The organism is Alcanivorax sp. IL2 (assembly GCF_047495475.1).
Classification (GTDB): domain Bacteria; phylum Pseudomonadota; class Gammaproteobacteria; order Pseudomonadales; family Alcanivoracaceae; genus Alcanivorax.
Genome location: NZ_CP179932.1, coordinates 3388314 through 3412809 on the forward strand (window position 1 = coordinate 3388314; position 24496 = coordinate 3412809).

Annotated in this window: 20 protein-coding genes; 6 read left to right on the forward strand and 14 right to left on the reverse strand. The window is 55.6% G+C overall.

From position 1 onward, the window contains the following. Positions 1-57 precede the first annotated feature (57 nt). The 9 genes from secF to ACMG4N_RS15640 form a co-directional block, all read right to left on the reverse strand. Positions 58-981, reverse strand: coding sequence for a protein translocase subunit SecF (gene secF, locus ACMG4N_RS15600; RefSeq protein ID WP_297767292.1), 924 nt, complete (start codon positions 979-981; stop codon positions 58-60). 13 nt (positions 982-994) lie between these two features. Next, a complete protein-coding gene (gene secD / locus ACMG4N_RS15605; RefSeq protein ID WP_414432351.1) occupies positions 995-2875 on the reverse strand; it encodes a protein translocase subunit SecD in 1881 nt (626 codons plus the stop codon). Positions 2876-3001: 126 nt separating this feature from the next. Beyond that, positions 3002-3358: a preprotein translocase subunit YajC gene (gene yajC / locus ACMG4N_RS15610; RefSeq protein WP_269530044.1), complete on the reverse strand. Its 357-nt coding sequence runs from the start codon at positions 3356-3358 to the stop codon at positions 3002-3004. Between the two features lie 22 nt (positions 3359-3380). Then, positions 3381-4493, reverse strand: coding sequence for a tRNA guanosine(34) transglycosylase Tgt (gene tgt, locus ACMG4N_RS15615; protein ID WP_414433318.1), 1113 nt, complete (start codon positions 4491-4493; stop codon positions 3381-3383). 9 nt (positions 4494-4502) lie between these two features. Continuing rightward, complete coding sequence (queA, locus tag ACMG4N_RS15620) at positions 4503-5546, reverse strand: tRNA preQ1(34) S-adenosylmethionine ribosyltransferase-isomerase QueA (protein ID WP_297767347.1); 1044 nt, start codon at positions 5544-5546, stop codon at positions 4503-4505. Positions 5547-5809: 263 nt separating this feature from the next. Next, positions 5810-6280 (reverse strand): RDD family protein, encoded by a 471-nt coding sequence (locus tag ACMG4N_RS15625; protein ID WP_297767297.1) that lies wholly within the window; start codon positions 6278-6280, stop codon positions 5810-5812. 383 nt (positions 6281-6663) lie between these two features. Then, the gene (locus ACMG4N_RS15630) at positions 6664-7845 is read right to left on the reverse strand and encodes a lipid-transfer protein (protein ID WP_414432353.1); all 1182 of its coding nucleotides are present in this window, start codon (positions 7843-7845) and stop codon (positions 6664-6666) included. Positions 7846-7868: 23 nt separating this feature from the next. After that, entirely contained in the window at positions 7869-10856 is a 2988-nt protein-coding gene (locus tag ACMG4N_RS15635) for a peroxisomal multifunctional enzyme type 2 (RefSeq protein WP_199175920.1), read from the reverse strand. 54 nt (positions 10857-10910) lie between these two features. After that, a complete protein-coding gene (locus tag ACMG4N_RS15640; RefSeq protein ID WP_022983802.1) occupies positions 10911-12086 on the reverse strand; it encodes an acyl-CoA dehydrogenase family protein in 1176 nt (391 codons plus the stop codon). Between the two features lie 161 nt (positions 12087-12247). Here ACMG4N_RS15640 and ACMG4N_RS15645 point away from each other — a divergent pair, with 161 nt between their 5' ends. Further along, complete coding sequence (locus tag ACMG4N_RS15645) at positions 12248-12913, forward strand: TetR/AcrR family transcriptional regulator (RefSeq protein WP_022983803.1); 666 nt, start codon at positions 12248-12250, stop codon at positions 12911-12913. A 186-nt stretch (positions 12914-13099) separates the two neighbouring features. Here the strand turns inward: ACMG4N_RS15645 and ACMG4N_RS15650 are convergent, their stop codons facing one another. From ACMG4N_RS15650 to ACMG4N_RS15665, 4 genes are all read right to left on the reverse strand, one after another. Then, entirely contained in the window at positions 13100-14332 is a 1233-nt protein-coding gene (locus tag ACMG4N_RS15650) for an NAD(P)/FAD-dependent oxidoreductase (RefSeq protein WP_414432356.1), read from the reverse strand. Between the two features lie 96 nt (positions 14333-14428). Further along, positions 14429-16090 (reverse strand): GMC family oxidoreductase, encoded by a 1662-nt coding sequence (locus ACMG4N_RS15655; RefSeq protein ID WP_414432358.1) that lies wholly within the window; start codon positions 16088-16090, stop codon positions 14429-14431. Then, positions 16090-17502: a cytochrome P450 gene (locus ACMG4N_RS15660; protein WP_414432360.1), complete on the reverse strand. Its 1413-nt coding sequence runs from the start codon at positions 17500-17502 to the stop codon at positions 16090-16092. Before ACMG4N_RS15660 ends, ACMG4N_RS15655 begins: the two co-directional genes overlap by 1 nt. 14 nt (positions 17503-17516) lie before the next feature. Further along, positions 17517-17837: a 2Fe-2S iron-sulfur cluster-binding protein gene (locus tag ACMG4N_RS15665; protein WP_008930234.1), complete on the reverse strand. Its 321-nt coding sequence runs from the start codon at positions 17835-17837 to the stop codon at positions 17517-17519. A gap of 122 nt (positions 17838-17959) precedes the next feature. On the opposite strand from ACMG4N_RS15665, the gene ACMG4N_RS15670 reads away from it, so the two are divergent. After that, a complete protein-coding gene (locus ACMG4N_RS15670) occupies positions 17960-19006 on the forward strand; it encodes an AraC family transcriptional regulator (RefSeq protein WP_035233471.1) in 1047 nt (348 codons plus the stop codon). Positions 19007-19062: 56 nt separating this feature from the next. Here ACMG4N_RS15670 and ACMG4N_RS15675 read toward each other — a convergent pair whose 3' ends face one another. Further along, on the reverse strand, positions 19063-19668 hold the full coding sequence (locus ACMG4N_RS15675; RefSeq protein ID WP_063525805.1) for a TetR/AcrR family transcriptional regulator: 606 nt from the start codon (positions 19666-19668) through the stop codon (positions 19063-19065). A gap of 181 nt (positions 19669-19849) precedes the next feature. Here ACMG4N_RS15675 and ACMG4N_RS15680 point away from each other — a divergent pair, with 181 nt between their 5' ends. Genes ACMG4N_RS15680 through ACMG4N_RS15695 form a run of 4 tightly spaced genes read left to right on the forward strand, consistent with a single transcriptional unit; the run spans position 19850 to position 24256 of the window. Next, on the forward strand, positions 19850-20794 hold the full coding sequence (locus tag ACMG4N_RS15680) for a metal-dependent hydrolase (protein ID WP_008930237.1): 945 nt from the start codon (positions 19850-19852) through the stop codon (positions 20792-20794). Then, positions 20791-21618 carry an SDR family NAD(P)-dependent oxidoreductase gene (locus tag ACMG4N_RS15685; RefSeq protein ID WP_008930238.1) on the forward strand — a complete coding sequence of 276 codons (828 nt, stop codon included), beginning with the start codon at positions 20791-20793 and terminating at the stop codon, positions 21616-21618. Before ACMG4N_RS15680 ends, ACMG4N_RS15685 begins: the two co-directional genes overlap by 4 nt. A gap of 38 nt (positions 21619-21656) precedes the next feature. Beyond that, on the forward strand, positions 21657-22616 hold the full coding sequence (locus tag ACMG4N_RS15690; RefSeq protein ID WP_414432362.1) for an alpha/beta hydrolase: 960 nt from the start codon (positions 21657-21659) through the stop codon (positions 22614-22616). Further along, the gene (locus tag ACMG4N_RS15695; protein ID WP_414432364.1) at positions 22613-24256 is read left to right on the forward strand and encodes a flavin-containing monooxygenase; all 1644 of its coding nucleotides are present in this window, start codon (positions 22613-22615) and stop codon (positions 24254-24256) included. Before ACMG4N_RS15690 ends, ACMG4N_RS15695 begins: the two co-directional genes overlap by 4 nt. Positions 24257-24496 lie beyond the last annotated feature (240 nt).

Genomic DNA, 24496 nt, shown 5'->3' on the forward strand with positions numbered 1-24496 from the left:
AAAAAAGCCGCGAAAATCGCGGCTTTTTTGGTTTAGCTATTAACTATTCACTGTCTTTTATGGTGTTTCATCCAGTTCTTCCGGTTCCGGAATCAGGAAGTCTTCCTTGTCGACCTTCATCATGAACAGGATGTTGGTCACCACGTAGATGGAGGAATACGTCCCCACCAGCACACCCACGATCAGTGCTTCGGAAAACGACTTCATGACTTCGCCACCGAAGAAGAACAATGCCACCAGCACCAGCAACGTCGTCAACGAGGTGTTGATAGTCCGGGTCATGGTCTGATTCACCGCACCATTGATAATGGCCACCGGGTCCGTTTCACGGGTATTACGGAATTCGTCGCGAATCCGGTCCGCCACTACGATGGAGTCGTTCAGTGAGTAACCGATGAGTGCCAGCACCGCCGCCAGCACCGTCAGATCAAAAGACCACTGCAGCAATGAAAACAGACCCAGCACGACGATCACGTCGTGGAACAGGGCGACCACGGTGGCCACCCCGAACTTGTTGGAAAAGCGGAACCAGACGTAGAGCATCATAAGCCCCAGCGCCAGCAACATGGCTGTGCCGGATTCATCGCGTAGTTCGTCGCCCACTTGCGGGCCGACAAACTCCACCTTCAGTAATTCCAGGTCACTGTTGCCTGCCTTGAGCGCGTCAAACACGACATAGCCGATCTTGTCCGCATCGACACTGTCCTTGGGCGCCACACGGATATTCACTTCCTTGGGCGAACCATAATGCTGAACCACCGCATCACCAAAACCGGCTTCGGTCAGGTCAGCCCGGGTCTGGGACAGCTCCACATCCACCGGGCTTTTCACCACGATGGTGGTGCCGCCAGTGAAATCCAGGCCCAGGTTCAGGCCTCGGGTCACCAACAGGATGACTGAGATGACCACCAGCGCAATGGACAGCATGCCCAGGGGTTTCCGGGCAGCCATGAAATTGATGTTCATTTCTTCCTTACTCATCGCCATCACCGCCTTAGATACTCAGTTTGGCCGGTGCACGGGCACCGCGACCGTAGATCATTTCCACCATGGCACGGGTGCCAATGATAGACGTGAACATGGAAGTGAGAATGCCGATGAACAGGGTTACCGCGAACCCTTGTACCGAGCCGGTACCGGCAGCAAACAGGATCACCGCCACGATCAGGGTGGTGATATTGGCATCCAGAATGGTGGTAAAGGCCTTACCGTAGCCTTCTTCGATAGCCTGCAACGGTTTAAGGCCCCGGCGCAGATCTTCTTTCACCCGCTCGAAAATCAGCACGTTGGCATCCACCGCCATCCCCACTGTCAGCACGATACCGGCAATGCCGGGCAGGGTCAGGGTAGCGCCGGGAATCAGTGACATGATGCCGACGATAATCACCAGGTTGCCCAGCAGGGCCACATTGGCCACCAGCCCGAACACCTTGTACCAGGCCGCCATGAATATCAGCACCAGGGTCAGCCCCAGCGCCATGGATTTGAGGCCGGCTTCAATGTTTTCCGCCCCCAGGCTTGGCCCTACAGTCCGCTCTTCGACAATGCTGACCGGCGCCGCCAGGGAGCCGGCGCGCAGCAGCAGGGCCAGTTCAGAGGCTTCCGCCGGATTATCCAGGCCGGTGATGCGGAAGCGACTACCCAGGGTATCCTGAATAGTGGCCACGTTGATCACGTACTTTTCCGTGGTGCTGACCATCTTGTCCACGGTATTGCCATCGGCATCGGTGGCCTTCTGCACATCGGTTTTGGTTTCGATGAACAGCACACCCATGGGGTTACCCACATTCTTGCCGGTGATGCGCTGCATGCGTTTGGCGCCATCGCCATCCAGCGTCACGTTCACCTCCGGTGAACCGTTCTGCTGGTCGAAGCCCATGCGCGCATCGATCACCTGATCGCCGGTGGCAATCTTGGATTTGCTCAGTGCCACAATACGGCCTTGCTGCCCCTTGAAGGGGAAGAATTCCAGCCCCGGCGGCGCCACCCCGGTGCGCAAACGGGCGGACGACACACTGTTGTCGACCAGGCGGAATTCCAGGGTAGCGGTACGGCCAAGAATCCGGCGAGCCTGAGAGGCATCCTGAATCCCCGGCAGCTGCACGACGATGCGATCAGACCCCTGACGCTGTACCACCGCTTCCGCTACACCCAGTTCGTTGACCCGCTTGTTCAGGGCGGTGCGGTTCTGGTCCACCGCGTAGTCCTGCATTTCCTTGAGCGCGGTATCGTTAAGTGTCAGCACCACTTCCGGGCTATCCCCGGCGGGCTTCATGGCAAAGTTCTCCAGCGCCCGACGCAACGGCGCCCGGGCCGCATCGGCTGCCACCTGATCCGCAAAGGTAGCGGTGATGGTCGTTCCATCAACCTCTACACCGCGATAGCGAACCCCGGCATCGCGCAGGGTCAGCTTGGCATTCCCCGCCCAGGCTTCCATGCGGCTGGTCACCACTTCTTCCATATCCACCTGCAGCAGGAAGTGCACCCCGCCACGCAGATCCAGCCCCAGATTCATCGGGCTAGCGCCCACCGCTCGCAGCCATTGCGGGGTGGTGGCTGCCAGGTTCAGGGCTACCACATAGTTATCCCCCAGCAGGTTGGAGGCGATTTCCCGGGCACGCAATTGCGCTTCCGTATCGCTCAAGCGGACCAGCAGAGAGGTACCGACACTCTCGCCGGGGCCAGGGCTGAGACCAGCATTCTCCAGGGCGCCAAGCACTCGCTGACGTGCCACATCGGTGACTTCGCCACCGGCTTCGGCATGGCTGATCTGAATGGCAGGCGCATCGGGATAAAGATTAGGGAGCGCATAAAGGCCGCAGACAATCAGCGCAGCCATTAGCAGGAAAAATTTCCAGCGGGGGTAGCGGGTCATAGTTCTTTCCGGTGTTGCCGGTCCTTTGGGCTGGGTATCGAAAGCGCTGCGCCCTCAATCCCTTGGCAATACAGGCATCAATGGGCCTGCAAAAAGCCCCGTACTCGACGGGGCTGACCGTTGTTTTTAGATGGACTTCATGGTGCCTTTGGGCAAGGTCGCCTGGACGCTGCCTTTCTGCAGCTTGATTTCCAGGTTATTGCTGATTTCCACTACCACGAAGTCATCGGTGACCTTGGTGATCCGGCCCAGAATGCCGCCGCTGGTGACCACTTCATCACCCTTGCTCAGGCTTTCCACCAGGTTCTTGTGTTCCTTGGCACGCTTTTGCTGAGGGCGGATCAGGAAGAAGTAGAACACCACCATCATCACCACCAGCATGATCAGCTCCACGCCACCGGGGCCGGCAGGTGCAGCAGCGTAGGCCGGGGAGATCAGGGCCGTGGCCAACAGGGCCAGGATGGAACGCATTGCGATTTTCATTGATTACTCCAGTTTCAAATAGCTACAACGCGGGGGTTTGTTGGCCTCGCGTTGCGTAGAAGTCGTCCACAAAGGCGGACAATGTACCCCCTTCAATGGCCCCCCGCAATCCAGCCATCAGCCGCTGATAATAACGCAGGTTGTGGATGGTATTGAGTTGGGAGCCCAGCATTTCGTTGCAGCGATCCAGGTGATGCAGATAGCTGCGCGAGAAATGCTGGCAGGTATAGCAGTCACAATCTGACTCCAGGGGAGCCAGATCATGACGATGCCGGGCGTTGCGGATTTTCACCACGCCTTCGGCAGTAAACAGGTGCCCGTTACGGGCATTACGGGTGGGCATCACACAATCGAACATGTCCACACCACGCCGGACCGCCTCAACGATGTCGTCCGGCTTGCCCACGCCCATCAGGTAACGGGGGCGGTCTTCAGGCATATGCGGGGCGATGGCACCCAAGGTGCGCAGCATCTCTTCCTGGGGCTCGCCCACACTGAGACCACCTATGGCATAACCGTCAAAACCGATATCCACCAGCCCGGCCAGGGACTCCTGGCGAAGGTTGTCGTACATGCCACCCTGAACGATGCCGAAACAGGCCGCATCATTACCCTCATGGGCCTCTTTTGAACGCTGGGCCCAGCGCAGGGACAGCTGCATGGAATCGCGGGCCTGCTGTTCGGTAGCCGGGAACGGTGTGCATTCATCAAAGATCATGCAGATATCGCTGCCCAGGGAACGCTGCACCTGCATGGCCTTTTCCGGAGTCAGCTCCACCCGGTCGCCGTTGATGGGGTTCTTGAACACCACCCCCTGCTCGGAAATCTTGCGCATGTCGCCCAGGCTGAACACCTGAAAGCCGCCGGAATCGGTGAGGATCGGCTTGTCCCACTGCATGAAACCATGCAGGGAGCCGTGAGCCTCAATCACTTCCGTACCGGGACGCAGCATCAGGTGGAAGGTATTGCCCAGGCAGATTTCGGCGCCGGTATCCGCCAGATCCCTGGGCAGCATCCCCTTGACGGTGCCATAGGTGCCCACCGGCATGAACGCCGGCGTCTGGATGGTGCCGCGCGGAAAGGTGATCTGACCACGCCGCGCGGCGCCATCGGTAGTATTGAGAGAAAACTGCATTCGAGACATTCAAAGCCCCTCTGCGGGAGATATATCCACCCGCTCAATAAACATGGCATCGCCGTAACTGAAGAAACGGTATTGCGCGTCAATGGCCGCCTGGTAAGCCGCCATTACCCGGTCGCGACCGGCGAAGGCGCTGATCAGCATCAACAAGGTGGACTTGGGAAGATGGAAATTGGTCACCAGGCAATCCACCAGCCGGAACCGGTAGCCCGGATAGATAAAAATCTCGGTCTCCCCCTGCCCCGCCACCAAGCCACCGGACTGACTGGCCGCTTCCAGGGCGCGCAGCGCGGTGGTACCCACCGCCACAACCCGGCCTCCCCGGGCGTGGGCCTGCGCCACCTGCTCCACCAGTGAGTCGGGGATCTGGTAGCGCTCACTGTGCATGTGATGGTCTTCCACCTTGTCCACCCGCACCGGCTGAAACGTGCCGGCACCGACATGAAGGGTGACAAACCCGACATCTACCCCGTGCTGCTGCAGGGCCGCCAGCATCTCATCGTCAAAATGCAGGCCCGCTGTGGGGGCCGCTACCGCACCCGGCTCGCGGGCATAGACCGTCTGGTAACGCTCCATGTCCCCGGCTTCATCGGGCCGGTCTATATACGGCGGCAAGGGCACATGACCAATACGCTCCAGCGCGCCCAACAAGGTGTCGCAACCATGAAACTGGAGCATGAACAGGGCATCGCGGCGACCGGTTACCTGGGCGCGCACGCCATCGTCGAACTGCAGCCAGGAGCCCGGCTTTGGCGACTTGGAGGCGCGCACATGGGCCAGGGCCTCGTGGTCGTCCACCACCCGCTCAATCAGCACTTCCACCTTGCCGCCGCTTTCCTTCTGGCCAAACAGGCGGGCCGGAATCACCCGGGTGTCATTGAAGACCAGCAGATCGCCAGGGCGCACATGGGAGAGCAGATCCGGGAATTGGTGATGCTGCAGGGCATCCCGGGTCAGCGCCAACAGGCGGGCGTCACGACGCTCGGCGGGAGGATGACGAGCAATCAGCCCGTCAGGGAGATCAAAATCAAAATCGTCGACGTTCACGTACTGTACCGGCACGGAAGCTATTGGGGGTTGCAAGGATACCTGCTCTGCCACGAGGAAAAAACACCCTTCATCAAGACCTCTACGGCGTTGCTGTAGGAGTTCCTCTTGAGGGACGAATCACGCGTCAGCGTGAAATGGCTATCAGGTTTCTCCTGAACGCCCCGGAGCCAGACATCACTGCTTTTTCCTCGCGAAGGCTCGGATTCGTCCCTCAAGAGGAACCCCTACGGCGGCTTCGCGAATAAAGTGCGAGGGGAAAATCAGCTCTTCTTCGGCTTTTTCGGCAATTCCACCGTGGCGGTGGCGGAAAGACGGTCGTGTAACGTCTGATGGGGCGCGATCAGCACCACCAGATAGCCGGCGCCGAATAGCGCCCAGGAAACACAGGCGCCCAGAAAACGGACCACGGTCTGCCACAGCTTGACTGGCCCACCCCGGTAATCCTGCACCTGCAACCGCCAGGCACGCATGCCCAGGGTCTGCCCGCCGCGCATCCAGAACCAGGCATAAAACAGCCAAGTCTCCAGCAGCAACAAGGGCAACAGAATGCCTTTCAGGTAACCCGGTGCCGCTCGGGTCACGCCATTGATGGACTCCTCCGGCAAACCGGTGTGGGGATACACCAGCACAAAGATGCCAGCAGTCACGAACCACAGCGCCAGCACCAGAAAACCGTCATAAACCAGCGCCATAAGACGTTTCAGCAAACCGGCAGGTTGCAGCTGTTCCATCAGGTCACTCCCATTCAGCGTCGAGCGATGGTGCATTTGGCGACTAGCCTGTGCATGCAACGCCCATAAAAAAGCCCGCACTAAGCGGGCTTTTTTATTCGTTTGGTACAGAGGCCGGACTCAAATAGACCCCCAACCATCTGATTTACAACATAATAAAAAAACCAAAAAGGGTGTTGGCCACACTGTTGGCCCCACTAAAAATAGCCTAAAAATGGGACCCGAACCCTTCGTGGGCGGCAGTATAGCGCAGGCTCACAAAGCAAGTCATTGAACATAGTCCTAGGGCCACCAAAGACGTCAGCGCACATCCAAGGATACTGCCCTATTTGGTCAACATCCCGATCAGAAGCGCAGCCAGCCCATCCCTTGCATGTAACGGCTCAATCGTTGCGGTACAGGGTCACTACACAGGCCCCCCCCAGACCAAGGTTGTGCTGCAAGGCTACCCGAGCTCCCTCGACCTGTCGCTTTTCTGCTTGGCCACGCAACTGCCACACCAGTTCGGCACATTGCGCCAGACCTGTAGCCCCCAGCGGGTGCCCCTTGGACAGCAAGCCACCGGACGGATTGGTCACGAACTTGCCTCCATAAGTGTTGTCGCCATCCCAGATAAATTTCTCCGCGCCGCCTTCCCGGCACAGACCCAGACCTTCATAGGTGAGCAGCTCATTGGCGGTAAAGCAGTCGTGCAACTCGACCACATTGATGTCTTGCGGGCCGATACCGGCCTGCTCGTACACGCTGTCGGCGGCGGAACGGGTCATGTCGTAACCGACCATCTTGATCATGGATTTTTCATCAAAGCTGCTGGCGAAATCCGTGGTCATCGCCTGGGCGGCGATATACACCGGGTTAGCAATGCCATGCTTCTTGGCGAACTCGTCCGAACACAGAATCGCGGCGCCGGCACCACAGGTGGGCGGGCAGCATTGGAAACGGGTGAGCGGATCAAACACCTCGTCTGACGCCATGATCTCTTCCAGCGACAGCACCTGACTGAACAGTGCGTAAGGATTGTTGGCGGCATGCTGACGCGCCTTCTCGGCAATCTTGCCGAAGGTTTCCCGTTTGGTGCCGTACTTCCAGCGGTATTCACGCCCTGCGCCACCGAACATCTGTGCCGCCGGCGGCGCCTGATTGAAGCCCTGCGTATCCATCATCACCTGCGCATGCTGGCTCATGGGGTTCTCGCGATCATTGAACTTAGCACCAAGCGCGCCGCGCTCCATTTTTTCAAAACCCAGGGCGATGACACATTCAGCCAAACCGCCTTCGATGGCCTGGCGCGCCAGGAACAGGGCCGACGAACCGGTGGAACAATTGTTGTTCACATTGACCACGGGAATGCCGGTCAAGCCCAGTTCATACACGGCACGCTGACCACAGGTGGAATCGCCGTAGACATAACCACAGAACGCCTGCTCAACATCGCTGTACTGGATGCCGGCATCCTTCATTGCGGCGAGGCCAGCCGCTTTTGCCATCACATGGTAATCATCGCAGGCACCGGGCTTGGCAAACTTGGTCATCCCGACACCGATCACATTCACTCTACGTTTCATTCTCTGTTCTCCGAATTATGGCGTTACAGGATTTGTTCAAGTTTGCGCACCAGCGCCAGGTCACCGTCGACGCGCATGTCGCCCTTCTGGTACAAGGTGCTCAAGGCCACCTTGCCGGCAATCAGGTCGGCAAGCTTGCTGTCGTCCAGCGTGATCACCGCCGCCGCGTCCTTCTCGCCGCTGACGATGCCGGGCGACGAGGCGGATAGATCGATAAACCAGGCACTGTCTGGGCTCCGCACCTTGATCTGCAACACACCACCCTGTCCACCAATGGCCGACAGTTTTTCCGCCAGCTCCGGCAGCACTTTCTCCGCCTGCGGTGCTTTCTGCTTTTTCGGTTGTGCGGTAGCGGTATCCGGCTGGCCGGAGGCCAATCGCTTGTCGCGTGCCTGCTCCACCAGCTTAGGGTCCATGTCCTGCAACACGGTGAGCTTGTTGGAGGCCATCACGTTACCTCCGATCTTCAGATCGCCACCAAAAAACAGTTTCTGTACCGCAGCCAGATCACCGCCAAACAGGGTCGGGGCATGTTTGCTGTCCAACTCCAGCGTCACATCCGCCTTGTCCAGCTGGCCCGCCCCGGCGGTACCCGGTGCGTTTTTCAGATCAATATAGAAATCCTGATCCGGGTTGCTGAACGCAAACTGGAAGCTGGTAGCGGCCTTCTCGATCAGATCCGGGTTGTCAGCGATGAAGTGGCCGATGGCACTGAACACATCCGCCATGGTCGGCTCCTGCGATTCGACCGGTACTGCGACAGCTTGTGAACCACCACCGTCAGCCACGCGCTTGTCACGCGCCTGCTCGGCCAGTTTCGGGTCCATGTCCTGCAACACGGTCAACTTGTTGGACGCCATCACGTTGCCGGAAATTTTCAGCTCGCCACCGAAGAACAGTTTCTGCACCGCCGCAAGATCGCCACCAAACACGGTCGCCAGATGCTCGCTGTCCAGCGCCAGAGTCACGTCCGGTTTGTCGATCGTGCCAGGCCCTGCCGCGCCTGGTGCATTTTTCAGATCAATAAAGAACTGCTGATCCGGATTGCTGAACTCGAACTGGAAGCTGGTACCGGTCTGATCAACCAGTTCCGGTTTCTGCTTGATGTAGGTCGCCACCGCCGCGAACACATCGTCAGGCGTCACCGCCTGCTCCACCTGCGGCGCAGACACTTCCTCGGCGGACACCTGTTCCGGCACCGGCGCTTCTGCCGGAATCTCCGAGAACAACTCGATGGCGGCATTCTTCAGCACCACCTCGTTACGCTCTTTCACCCAGGTTTCGAAGACGATGCGGTTATCGGATTCCTTCCACATGCGGGTTTCCAGGGTTTCACCCGGAAAGACCGTCTTGGCAAAGCGCACCTTGATGCTCTTGAAATAACGGCCATCGTTATTGCTGAACGCCTTGATGACATGGCGTCCGGCATAACCGAAGGTACACAGCCCATGCAGGATCGGCTTGTCATAACCGAACGCCCTGGCAAACGCCGGGTCGGCGTGCAGCGGATTCCAGTCACCGCACAGGCGATACAGCAGCGTCTGGTTGGCGTCGGTTTTCTCTTCGATCACCGCATCCGGTTCACGTGCGGGCGGCACATTGATCTCGCCGGAATCGCCCCGCTCACCGCCCCAGCCGCCGGCGTCTTTCACGAACGAGGTCATCTCGTTATAGGCCACCTCGTTACCGTTTTCGTCGGTGGAGGTAATAGCAAAGGTAACTACCGCATTCGGATCCTTGTCCAATGCCTTCTTGAATTTGAAGGTGTGCTTCAGCTTGGCGTGCGGCGGCAGCGGCCGTTTGATTTCGGTGTATTGCTCGCCATGCAGCAACCGGTCGAAGCCAAAGTTCATCCCTGGCAGAGCCAGCGCGCCTTCTTTTGCTGCCTTTAGCATCGCGCCGATCTGTGGCATGACGCCATAGGTGGGCAACGCCTGGAAATTGCCACCCAGCTCGTAGACGAACTTCAGTTCATCCTTGTCGAGCGGATCACGTGCGGCGCCCACACTTAGGGCATACAACGACAGGTCATTTTCATCATAGGACGATTCCAGCTCGAGGCTTTCCTTGCTGGCCACATCCAGATCGATGAATTCGTTGCCGCCCAGTGACGGGTTGTTGATGTTGTCGAGAATCGGCGAGAAGGATTCGTTGACATTGGATGGATGCTCCGCATCGGTGAAGTCGGTGATCTTGCCCCAACGACGCGCTACATCATCAACACTGAAGGCCTTGCCAAGGGGGAAGCTATTGCCCTGGCTACGTTCCCAGCGCAACTTGCTGATGAAGCCGGCACCCACTTCGAAGATACCCTTGGTTTCTTCGCACTTTTCATGGCACAACCAGGCCACCAGCGGACTGACCGCTTCTGGCTTGAGGTTTTCCAGCAAATTCGGCGGCATGATGGTTTCAGTCAGCCGCGAGGCCGCAATCGGCGCAATGGTATTCACATGAATTTTTTTGCTGCGACCTTCCTCCGCCAGACAGTTGGCCAGCCCGGCCAGACCCAACTTGGCAGCACAGTAGTTGGCCTGACCAAAGTTACCGTAGAGGCCGGCTGCCGAGGTCGTCATGATGATGCGGCCATAGCCCTTCTCACGCATGATCGGCCAAGCCGCATGGGTGACGCTCATGGAACCTTCCAGATGGACTTTCAACACCAAGTCCCAGTCCTGCTTCGACATCTTGGCAAAACTGACGTCACGCAGGATGCCGGCATTGTTGACCACGATGTCCACAGTGCCGAAGCTATCCAACGCGGTTTGTACTATCGACTCGCCGTTTTCCACCGAGTCATAGTTGGCAACCGCCTCCCCTCCCATGGCCCGGATCTCATCCACCACCTTGTCTGCGGCAGACGACGACTTGCCATCACCGTGGGCGCTGCCACCCAGGTCGTTAACCACCACCTTGCAGCCACGCGCGGCCAGGGTCAGGGCATGCTGCCGGCCCAGCCCGCCCCCGGCACCGGTGACAATGGCTACACGATCATCAAAACGAAGTTCTGCCATGATACTTTCCTCTTTTCAATACAGGGCACACATGCCGTGCAGGGTCGAGAATCCTCAGATAGAGCGTGAAATAAGTTCTTTCATGATTTCGTTGGTGCCGCCGTAGATGCGGTTGGCACGGGTGTCGATGTAGGCTCGGGCGATCGGATACTCGAGCATGTAGCCATAGCCACCATGCAGTTGCACACAGCGGTCAACCACCTTGCTGAGCAAATCGGATACCCAGTACTTGGCCGCACAGGCAGCCTCGGGCGACAGGGAATTCTTCACCACCAGCTCCATACAGCGATCAACATAAACCCGTGCAATCTGGATTTCAGAACGCATCTCGGCCAATTCAAAGCGGGTGTTCTGGAATGCCGCCACGGGCTTGCCAAACGCCTGGCGCTGTTTCACATATTCCACGGTGGTTGCCAGCGCATGCTCGGCAGCCGACGAACAGATGATGGCGATCATCATCCGCTCCCAGGCCAGCTCCTTCATCAAGGCAATGAAACCCATGCCCTCGGCACCCAGCAGGTTTTCCTTGGGCACCTTGACGTTGTCGAAGAACAACTCGCAGGTGTCCTGCCCGCGCATGCCGACTTTCTTCAGCGGCTTGCCCTTGGAGAAGCCCTCGCGATCCGCCTCAATAATCATCAGGGACACACTTTGTGCACCCAGCTCAGCCGGCCCGGTACGCACCGCCACCACCGCCATGTCACAGAGGTAACCGTTGGTGATAAAGATTTTCGAGCCATTTACCACGTAGTGATCGCCCTCAAGGGTGGCCGTGGTCTTGATACGTTGAAGATCGGAACCGGTACCCGGCTCGGTCATGGCCACGGCAGTGACCGCTTCACCGGTGGCCATTTTGGGCAGCCACTGGCTTTTCTGTTCATGGGAACCAAAGTTGTTGATGTAGTTGGCAACAATGTCCGAGTGCAGGGCAAAGCCGCTGGCCGAATCCCCCACCCTCGCCTGCTCCTCCATCAGTATCATCGAATAGAGACGGTCAACGCCGCAGCCGCCGTACTCTTCAGGCATCGTTGGACACAGCAGCCCCAGCTCCCCCGCCTTATTCCACAGTTCACGATCAATATGTTGCTGCTCCTCCCACTTCTCGTGGTAAGGGGAGATTTCAGTCTCGAAGAAACGCCTTGCTGTGGCGCGGAACGCCTCATGGTCTTCATTGAAGAGAGTACGGGGGATCATCGGCGATACAGCCGCCGGTACATGCACATCACTCATTACAGGCTTCCAACGTTGATTCAGGAACAATGGCAAGACTTTATAACTTACAATACGTACGTTCAACTTGTTTATTGGCGAGCTACGCTACAATCCATTTATCATTTAGAATCAGGCCTCTGCATCCCAGTGACCATGCTCAGTAATAGACAGAGAACGCGATGAATGCTCAACGACGCACCCAGGAACAACGTAGCGACGCCATGCGGGAACGCATCATTCAGGCAGTGCTCACCTGTCTAGAGAAGGATGGATTCGCTGGCACCACCGTCAGTCGCATTATCAACATCGCTGGCGTATCTAGGGGCGCCCCACTACACCATTTCTCTAGTAAAGCAGACATGATCGCTGCGGCAGCTGAGCATTTAATTCGCCAGCACTATATTCAGCTGGGTAAAGCCATCGCCAAACTCCATGGATCTGAAGATCGACTAGAAGCCCTTATCTTTGGTGCATGGAAGAATGTTTTCGATCAGCCGGAATTTATCCCGTTGATGCAACTATTGACAGCCAGCCAACATGACCCTGAGCTTGCATCCATTTTGCAACGTGTCTGGACTTCCAATTACTTCATCGTCGGTAACGCGGCTGACCATTATCTGGAGGCCATTAGTGAAGACACCGATGTGCGCTCGATGATGATGTTGACGCAATGGCTGTTGCGCGGCATGGCGCAGGATTTGCACATCGTTGCCGACAAAACGCTCTTTGACCGCTATCTCAAAGTCTGGTGCAACATGCTCGCCGTTCATCTGCGAGCCCGTGCAGATGTAAACGACCCACCGCCTTACCCGCCCAAGTGGGAACTACCGCTGAGCGATGCTTGACCGCCCCACTTGGGCTTGCGGCATCTCTACACATAGCTACGTTGTCGTTAACACCCAACGAATAAAGCTGTATATCGACCATGTCCACGCCACTTGATTGCTCAGATCGACCTTCGGTACCGGATACGGTTTCCGTTGACACAAGTCGTCATCGAGACTATTGGAGATAGCAATTCTTGCAGTGCTTCAGATTAAAGACTTCAGTTCGATATTCGGATTAGACAATACTTCAGCGCTGACACTCTTGCGCAGTTTAACCAACTGTTTACCCACCATGAATGCAACTGGAAAATTGACTGCATCAACAGCAATAACATGACCAAGACATAGATAGAAAACTGCGAATTCCTTGTCAAGGATACTGCCACGCAGTACACGCTGGTCATGATTTTGGGACAATCCTACCATCTGCAAACGAACATCATACTGGTTCGACCAGAACCAGGGAGGGCTATCGTAGGGCTTTTCTTCACTCATAAGTGTAGCTGCCGCCGTACGAGCTTGCTCAACAGCGTTAGCGACTGATTCAAGACGCTGCCTTTTGTCGAAGAACAGATTATGATGGCGGGTACAATCTCCTATCGCCAGAATGTCTGGGTCATCGGTGCGGGTAAATTCATCGACGACAACGCCATCATCGCAAAGCAGGCCAGCATTTTCAGCCAAGGCCGTTTCTGGTATGACACCAATCGAAACGAGAACGATGTCCGCTGACACCTTACCCCCATCGGCCAAGGTCACACCATTCACGCACCCTTGATCATCTGATTCAAAACCAATTACGGCCGCCCCCAGACGAACATCGACTCCTGCACTCGTGTGTTTGGCGTAGAGAAATTCAGATATCTCTGGCCCAGTAACACGCTGCATTAAGCGCTCGGCAGCTTCCAGGACGGTAACACTAACACCCTGCTTGGTCGCACTGGCTGCTACTTCAAGTCCGATATAGCCGCCCCCCACGATGACCAGGCGTTTACCGGGTGCTAACTCACTACGCAGGGCATCCGTGTCCGCGATATCATGCAGATAATGAATGCCTTTCAATTCTGAGCCCGGCGCGTTAAGGCGGCGAACATGTGAGCCAGTGGCCAAGACCAGTCGGTCGTACTGCAAGGTGCTCTGATCTGACAAAATGAGGTTTTTGTCGTCTCTGTTAATCTGTTCTACGCGCACGCCGAGTCGTAATTGCTGCCCCGCATTCTCGTAGACAGAGGGCGATTTAAGGTATAACGACGTCTGATCAACCTCCCCCGCCAGATAAGTCTTGGACAAGGGCGGCCGCTGGTAGGGAGGGTGCGGCTCTTCGCTCACCAAGACCACTTCGTTTGGGTATTTTTTTTGCAGCAAGGCGGTCAGAAGTGTTCCTGCTGCGTGTCCACCACCAATGATGACAGTGGTCTCTTTCTTTTTGTTGGTCATATCTTGTCTCTTTCTATGTGTCCTGTAACCGAGTTATCCACTTACCAAAAACTTAGTGAAGAAAAAGAACCTGTAATATCCAGCGAACTAAGCACATCATGCCTGACCGCCTGTCATCGCGGCGTCCTCAAGAATCATCGCAGCGCCTTTCTCACCGATCATGGTCGCCGGCTGATTAGTATTCCCACCAACCAGTGTTGGCATGATGGAAGCATCAACCACCCGCAACGATTGCAAACCGTGCACACGAAGTCGGGAATCCACCACAGCCATCGGCCCCCTCCCCATCTTGCAGGTGCCGACCGGGTGATATGCCGATTCGCCGTTGCGACGCACCCAGTCGGCGAGATCGACGTCCTCCTGTATGGACTGGCTTGGTGAAAGCTCTACGTCCTGGTGCTCATAAAATGCACGCTGCATCAGGATCTTACGAACAATCCTTACCCCACGAACGAGCTGCTCGACATCGGCAGGTTCAGCCATATAGTTGGGATCAATCAACGGGGCTACCAGAGGATCGGCACTGTGTAAACCAATACGGCCACGGGACAAAGGCCTGAGCCCATAGAGCATCACTATGTAGCCATAACCGCTCATTGCGGTTCTTATGTCACGTCCGTGATCGGCGTATAGCATTGGCCCGAAGTGCAATTGCAGATCGGGCATCGGCGACTCTGGCCGGGAACAGATAAACGCACCGGCCTCAGCGCCGTTGCTCGACAGTGCACCGCGACGGCCCCATAGGTATTGCAGCAAGGCCCACGCACCGTTCAACCAGTAGCTGGGGTGCATCGAGATACTATGGCGGCTGCGTGCCTTGACCCGGACGAAAACATCAATATGGTCCTGGAGATTGCGCCCCACCCCCTCCAGTGCATGACGTAGCTCAATGCCATGTCGAGCAAGTTCCTCGCGGGGACCGATGCCTGACAACATAAGCAGTTGCGGCGAATTGAATGCACCACCGCAGAGGACAACCTCCCGTCTGGCATGCGCTCTAACCAAACGCTTTGCGTGACGATACTCGACACCAATAGCGCGAGCACCCTCAAATAGCACGCGGGTAACATGTGCATCGCTGCAAATGGTCAAGTTAGATCGCCCCGCCGCAGGCTCAAGATAAGCACGCGCATTACTGCAACGGGAGCCGTCTTTCTGGTAGGCGTAGTAATAACCGACACCTTCCTGATCAGGACCGTTGAAATCCCGATTACGTCGATACCCCGCCTGTACTGCTGCCTCGACAAACGCCGCACTCAACGGGTTGGTATAACGCCGCTCCGCCACATTGAGAGGGCCATCCTGACCATGGAAGCCTTCTGTACCCGGCACCATCTCAGGCTCGTAATGTTCTGACTTACGAAAATACGGCAGCACCTCGGCGTATGACCAACCGTTACACCCCTGCCGTGCCCACTCGTCGTAGTCTCTGGCGTGACCACGGATATAGACTTGGGCGTTAATCCCACTCGAACCGCCAAGCATCTTGCCCCGCGGCTGGAACAATGAACGACCGTACATGTGCCGCTGTGGCTCAGTATAGAACTGCCAGTTGAAACGGCGACTGAACATCAACTGCAAAAATCCAAGAGGCGTGCTGACGAAAGGGTTGCGGCGACTCTCTGGCCCGGCTTCGAGTAGCAACACCGTATAGTGGCCACTCTCAGACAAACGATTGGCTACCGCACACCCTGCCGACCCAGCCCCCACAACGATATAATCGAATTTTTCAGTCGCCAGTCCGGTCAAACCTTTCATTAATTTTTTTCCGTCAGTTTGACCATCAACTTGGAATAGCCGCGCACGAAGTTGGACTGTACACGCTCCGGCTCACCAACCACTTCGATATTCTCGAAGCGCTTGAGCAGCTCTTCCCACAAAATGCGCAACTGCAGTTCGGCCAAGCGGTTACCCATACAACGATGAATACCGTAGCCAAAAGAAATATGGTTCCGTGCGTCCTTGCGATCAATAATGAGTTGGTCGGGATTATCAAACTTGCGTTCGTCCCGATTACCCGAGGCATACCACATTAACACCCGGTCCCCTTTCTTGATGGTCTGGCCACGAAGTTCTACATCCTGTGTCGCGACCCTACGCATGTTGGCCAGTGGAGTTTGCCAACGAATGATTTCCGAAACCATGTTCGGAATCAGGTCCGGATTCGCCTTCAGCTTGGTGAATTCCTCGGGGAATTGATTCAAGGCCAAAACACCACCACTCATGGAATTCCTTGTGGTGTCATTGCCGCCAACGATAAGCAGAGCCAGATTCCCGATAAACTCCATCGGTCGATTGATAAGGTCTTTTGTATCGTCGTTGCTCTGCAGCATACTGATCAAATCGAAACCGGGTTCTTCGCCGGAAGCACGTCGCGCCTCCTTGTCTCGCCACAGCCTGGAGAACGCCCTCGCCATATCTGCCGCGTCATCAAACATGACATCTTCGTCGGTAAATTCTCCACCCGTGGCGGATGCCGCGCCAGACAAACGATCAGACCATTCAACGAGTTTGTGACGATCCTCATAAGGGAAATCCAGCAACGTAGCGAGCATACGGCCAGTCAGTTCTTTGGACACCGCCGGCACCCAATCGAAAGGTTTATCCAGAGGCAAGCTGTCTAGCACTTCCGCCGCACGAGAACGAATCAGCCCTTCCATTTCTTTAAGGTTTTTCGGAGCAACGACGCCCTGCACCGCTCGGCGCTGTACATCATGTTTGGGCGGATCCATGGCGATAAACATTTCCACCGATAGTCCGTCCGGTGGATCACCCAGAATAATTTGCGGCTCAGAGGAAAACAGTTCATGGCTCTTGTCGACGAACAAAATATCTTCATAGCGCGTTATTGACCAGAAAGGCCCGAATGGACTGTTCTTCTGGTAATGTACCGGAGCTTCATCTCGTAACCGCTTAAAATAGGCGCGCCACTGATCTTGTCGATACAGAAAAGGGTTGCTGGTGTCGATATCTTCCAGTGCCAAGGTGCTAACATCAGGCAGGGGAGTTTCGACAAACTCCATTTGTGTGGAGCGAGAACCCACGGCCTTTCTCTTTGCCTTCATCAACATTTTCATGGTTTTAATCTGAAAATGCATTGGCACCACTTTCGACGAAACGTTGAAAACCTTGGTCTGCAAACTATTGCTTGAGCTTGTTTTTGTTGACATAGCTTTCTCCCTGCTTACATCTGGAATTCAGGCAAATGCACGGTCATACCGTCCATCGCCTCAGTAATTTCCACCTGGCAGCCCAGACGCGAGGTTCTCGCCCGCTCCGGGGTCATGGACAGCATCTGTTCTTCCGCGTCACCAACCGTTCCGGTATTGCCGAACCACTCATCGGCAACAATCATGTGGCAGGTACCACAGGCGCACTCGCCGCCACAATCACCATCGATACCTGGCACGGCGTTATCAACCGCAACTTGCATAAGCGTAGAACCCGCCCTGAATTCCGTCACATGCTCGGTATCGTCATGTTCAATAAAGATAATTTTTCCCACAGCGCGTCTCCTAGTATTTATGTCTAACCTGAAGATTGGCTATATAGCGGCATGCCAGCGAGGACATTTCTTGACAGGACGGGGACATTTAAAGACAGTAATGACTTTCCGAGGAGAGGCTAATGGCAATAACTACGCAGAGTGATAGCTTGCAAAGCGTGGATGCTGATATCCCATCGAACTACTCACGCCTTATCGCCCGTGAACTTGGTCTGAGTGCACGAGAGCTGCCCCGACTCCTGCGCAAAACAGATGTGGATGTTACGCAATTACTCAAAGATGAGAGTCGACTCACCGCAACCCAACAGATGCAGATCTTGCGTAATGCTTTGGATCTATCCGGTAAACCAGAGTTCGGCTTGCGGTTGGGCAGGCGCCTCACCCCGGCAACCCATGGGGTGATGGGCTTTGTTGCTAACAGCAGCCCCGACCTTTATACCGCGCTGCAAGCCGTTCACACTTTCCTGCCTACGCGAGCAAGCTTTATTCAGGTGAACTTGCAAAACACTGAGGATTATCTGGAATGTGTTGTGAGCTTTCAGGTAGCGATGGACAACGACGTGGAGCGCTGCTTGGCAGATACTGTGATCAAGGCTTTTTTTGAAATTGGCGAGTTCATCGTAGGTCGCCCATTGTATGAATCAGAGGTTCATTTCCCCCATCCAGCCCCCGTCTACCAGGACATGTACCGGGAGTATTTACCAGGCAAAGTTTACTTCGACTGCAATCACTTCAAACTAAAATTAGCAATGGAGTTATGTCGAAAGCCGAACGCATCAGCCAATCATGAAAGCTATCATCTGGCCTTTCAGCAGTGCGAATCCATGCTTGCGCGCCTTCAGAACCCTGAACCGGACTATCGGACTCGGCTACAGAAAATGATGCTTTCCCGACCACCCGGGACACTGAGTGAAGATGAAGCCGCCGCCTCCCTCTTCATGAGCAAACGCACCCTTGCACGGAAGCTCAAGAAAGAAAACAGCAGCTTCAGAAAGATTCGCGATGAAGTGCTATCCAGGCAAGCAGCAAGCTATTTATGCGAGAGTCAGCTCTCGGTCGAAGCAACCGCTACACTGTTGAATTATCATGACACTGCCAGCTTCAGACGGGCGTTTAAACGCTGGTTTGGTCAGACTCCTGATCAGTACAGACAAAGGACGGGCACATAAGCCGTGCTGACAGTCAGCAATCAGCGCTGGTCATGACTTCTCATTCAATAGATCGTCTAGCGCTTGAGCACACCGTCTTTAATTACCACCCACACAAAGTCACCGATATCTTTTACGGTATACCGCCCGCCCTCGTTAAACCATGTTGCGACCCAATTTAACGCTCCCAAGCCGATAAGGCGCAAAAGGTCACGATCTACATCCGCACGAATCAGGTTTTGAGAGGACAAGGATTGGATCATAGCAGACCAAAGAAGTTCGTATCTGTCTCGTAGATCAATCATTTCCTTGCGTGACTGGCCCTGCAAGGAGCGCCATTCAAAAAGGAGCACATAGACCATATCCGAACCGCCGACCAGTAACTCAAGGTGAGCATTAATGCCCTGACGCAACTGCTCAAGTGGTTCACTCTCCCCCCGAATAGCCTCAGACAAAGCTGTGGAGGCTTGCTCAAGCGCAAGACGCATCAGGTCTACCAGGATGCTTTCCTTGGAGGGATAACGGTAATGCAGGCTGCCAGGCAACATGTCACAAGCTTCGGCAATTTCTTTAACGGTGGTTTTATCGAACCCCTTTTGACGAAATAGACGTGCCGCAGCACCGAGCACAAACTCTCGATCCGCTTGCGCTACCGGTGTTACCTGATTTTTCTTTCTTCCCACAAGCCACTCCCATACTATAAGCCTTTGATTCTAGCATTCCTTTTAAAGTCGGCCCAGCCTTCCTGGCCGATGGCACTATTCGATCTATACAGATAAAAACACGCTGTCTACCTTATAATCTTGAATTTGGTTGGTCATACAAATAAAGTCCAATGAATGCACTTTACTTGGGAGCGATCCAATGGCTCTGGCAAACCGCAAGATTGGTTACGACGAGGTTGTAACCCGTGACATTCACTTTCCCATGAACATCGAAAACGTGGCTCGCCACTGGTTTCGCAACGACCCGTGGTCCACTCACTGGATGAATGCCATTCTCGCCGCCGTCCCCGACGGTGAACGCTGGGTGATGAATTCTGCAAGACGGCAGCTTGGCAAGCTTGACGATCCAGAAGTGCTGAACGCAGCTAAAGAATTCATTCGTCAGGAGCGCATTCATGCTCGTGAGCACGATGAAATGAACGCCATCGGCGTGCAACACGGGGTTCCCATCGACAAGGTTGAAGGCGTGTTCAAGCTGATCCGTAAGCAACTCCAACACCGCCTCAGTGACGATATGCAGAGCTCCATCGCAGCGGCGTTTGAACATTTCACGGCCATTATTTCCTCGGTACTGCTTGAGCACCCGGAGCTGTTTGACGAAACCCACCCGGATTTGCGTGCCATGCTCTACTGGCACTTTGTCGAAGAAACCGAGCACAAGAGCGTCAGTTATGACGTCTTCGTCGATGCCAGTGGTGGTGGCTACCGCAGTTACCGACTGCGTATCAGTGGCATGCTACTGGCCATTGCCCTGGGCTTCCCCATTATGATCGGCAACCAGACCTATCTGCTCTACAAGGATCGTCAAATTCTGAATTTGTGGTCCGCCGCCAAAATGACCAAAGTCCTGTTCTGGCGTCCCGGCATTCTTTCCAAGGTACTCGCTGGCGTGCCCCCCTATTTCTCCCCCACTTTCCACCCGTGGGATGACGATAACCGTGATGTAATCCGGATCTGGAAACGCGCCTACGAAAGAACTGGCGACCCTCATAAGGCCTATCAAGCGCTCAGAGACCACCGAGCCAACAATGTACACGGTACATTCGAAACGCCACAACCTGAACCCGCATGGGGGCAGGCATGAAAAAGAAACCCTTGCACCCGTCAACTCAGGCGGCAGCTGTCATCACCGGGGCGGGTAGCGGCATCGGTCGTAGCTTTGCTTACGAAGTTGCCCGTCGAGGCGGTTCGGTACTGTGTGTCGATATCAATGAAGAGCGCGCCGAACAGGTGGCGATCAGCCTGCGAGCACTCGGTACTCACGCGGTAGCCCTGGGGTGTGATGTCGGCGATGAAAAACAGATGGCATACCTGGCGGAAAATGCCGAGCCTTTGCTCGGCAGGCCGGTAACCCTGGTAATCAACAACGCCGGCGTCGGCCTCGGTGGCCCAATCGGCGAGGTGTCACTTGAAGATTGGCACTGGTGCATGAACGTCAATCTATGGGGAGTTATTCACGGCTGCCATTATTTTGCCCCTCAGCTTCGCGATCTGGGCTATGGAGGCATCATCAATGTGGCCTCTGCTGCCGCATTCGGGTCCGCCCCGGAAATGGCCGCCTACAACGTCACCAAGGCAGGGGTACTGGCCCTGTCCGAAACGCTGTCTTCTGAACTGACCGGAACCGGCGTAAAAATCACGGCCCTGTGCCCAACCGTGGTCCCGACCAATATCGTCGAGAATGGGCGCCTGCCTGAACGTCGCCGTGACTTTGCCCGTTCAGCGATGACCCGCTATGCCCTCACCAACGCCGACCAGGTGGCCCGACAGACCCTCAGTGCCCTTGATCGAGGTGAGCTTTACATGCTGCCACAAATTGACGGCCGGCTTGCCTGGCGGTTGAAACGCCTGACGCCACGACTATACGCCCGCGCAATTGGCGAAGCTTACAGAATGCTGGCTGATTAAACCGCATTTGAGGAAACGGAACACGCAAGGAATTCAATATGGCCTCCATTCCTACAACAATTTTGAAGCTACTTTTTCGCGCCGGCATGAAGCGTGATATACGCGACCCGGACAAACTGGTAAGACATCTTCGCAGGGTGATGAACGCGCCTTTGGCCCCCTCTCTGCTGCCACGCGGAGTGCGACTCAAGCGAGGCAAGGTTGCAGGAATAGCTGGCCACTGGCTAGGCACCGCAGACCCACACATCACCATACTCTACCTGCATGGTGGCGCCTTCATCGGCGGGCGGCTTGATACCTATCACCACTTTTGTGGCCGTTTGGCTCACGCCCTGAATGCGCGGGTCTTTCTTCCGGATTACCGACTAGCCCCTGAGCACCCCTTCCCGGCAGCAACGGATGACGCCTTTAATGTGTATCGTGAACTGATCGCAGACCCTCGCCCTGTGGTCATTGCAGGAGACTCTGCGGGAGGCAACCTGACGTTAGTCACATTGCTGCGTGCCCGTGATCAGCTGCTGAAAATGCCGGCTTGCGCCCTCGCCATTTCGCCGGCATCGGATGCGCGAGGCACCCTGATGTCCAGACAGGCGAATAGCGACAGCGATACCATGCTTTCCCATGGCATGATTGAGGTGGCAACGGATATCTATCTGGCCGGCGCGGACCCCGCTCACCCGTATGCCTCACCAATCACCGCGGATTTCACCGGCTTGCCCCCTCTACTTTTCACTGTCAGTAGCGAAGAGTGTCTGCGCGACGATACCCATGCAGCAGCACAATGCGCGCGAGATGCGGGGGTGCCCGTGCAGGTTCTGGAGCGCGATGATATGCCGCACGTGTGGCCCGTATTCACCTTTTTGCTACCAGAGGCAAAGCAGGACTTCCCTACCATCGTCCGAATTCTGGGAAAGTATCTGACCAGCAATAACGTCGGCAAAGCCCCATCCCAAACGGTCAATGCTAGCGATAGCGCCATAGTTGAGGTTGCATCATGAATATGGCTGCTGTTGCAATCCATAACCCTCGTCCCAGCGTTACTCCTGATCATGAAGTCATTATCATCGGCGCGGGAATTTCTGGAATTGGTGCGGCAATCCAGCTGCGTGCCGATGGCATCAAAGATATCTTGATCCTTGAGCGAAGCAAGGATGTGGGAGGAACCTGGCGCGACAACCGTTATCCGGGAATCGCTGTCGACATTACCTCGTTTACCTATTCATTTTCCTTCGAACAAAACGCAAATTGGTCTCGCGTTTTTGCGCCGGGAAACGAGCTTTACCAGTATACAAGACTGGTAACAAGCAAGTATGGCATCTACCCACTGATTCGCTTTGGTGTCGAAGTCGCTAGCGCCCGTTTTGATCTCGACAGCCATGTCTGGTTGATCGATCTTACGGATGGCAGGCGACTTAGTGCACGCCATATTGTCTCGGCCTGTGGCGGTTTGATATCACCCAAGATGCCAGATATTGAAGGGCTTGATACGTTCCAGGGCAATGTCATTCACACTGCACGCTGGCCAGATGACCTTGATCTTAGTGACAAGCGAGTAGCGGTAATAGGCACTGGCGCCACTGCAGTGCAACTGATTCCGAAAATTGCCCGCCAGGCTCGTCAACTTGACGTCTACCAGCGCACCCCCATCTGGGTGCTGAAGAAGCCTGATCAGACTCTGCCTGGCTGGCTCAAGGTATTGTTCCGAACCGTACCGGGCTTGCAACGCAGCCTTCGCGGCGCTACCGACACCGTCAGCGAAACCCTGATGGTGCTTTCCGCAATATATTACCGGCAGGCCCCTTGGCTGGTTCGCATGTGTGAAAAGGCGGGCATAAACAACCTGCGCGAACAGCTGCCCAACCGCCAGGACCTGTGGCAAGCACTGACACCGAAATACGGCTTCGGGTGCAAAAGGCCAACGTTTTCCAACGACTATTTCCGAACCTTTGCCCGAAACAACGTTGAGCTTGTCACGACCCCGATCAAGCGTATTACGTCCCGCGGCATCACCACCCAGGACGGCCGCTCACGGCGTATCGATACCTTGATCCTCGCCACCGGTTACAAAACCTTCGAGAAAGGAAATATTCCCTCGTTCGACGTCATCGGCAGCAACAACATCAATTTGGGCGATTTCTGGCATGACTACCGTTACCAGGCCTATGAAGGGTTGACCATTCCGGGCTACCCGAACTTTTACATCATGCTCGGTCCCTATGCCCTTATCGGCACCTCTTACTTCAAGATGGTCGAAGGGAATGCCATCCACCTCTCTCGCTGTATTCGCGAAGCCAACCGACGTGGAGCCAGCCAAGTGGAAATACGTCAGTCCGTCCATGACGCGTATTTCCGCAATATCCAGAAACGCCAGCAAAACACCGTGTTCCTTAACCACAACTGCGCGCTGTCGAACAGTTATTACTTCGACCATCATGGTGACGCGCCAATGCTGCGGCCCTCTACCTCTCTGGAAATGCTGTGGCGAGCCAAGCATTTACCGATGGATCACTACCGGTTCAGTGTACTGGCCGGGCACACTCCCAGCAGACACGACGGCGGGAGACAAGCCTGTGAGCCACATCCCCAGCTGCCAGAGAAGGGCATTCCGGCAAAACAAACAGATAACAATTCTCAGTGACTGTGCCAGAGAAAGTGTGGAGCCTGCTTGTACATGTCACGCCAGCAGAGCTCTCCAGATCCAGTTGACCGTGCGCTTTAGCGCTGCCCAGGAGGCGTTACACCACTCGATAACCCATGCCTGGTCAGCAACAGAACACTGCATCTCGTCATAGACGACGACTGGGCGTCACGCATTAATGTGTGACATTACCGGAGCGCCAGAGCACAACGTCATTACAGTCATGGACACAGACAGCTA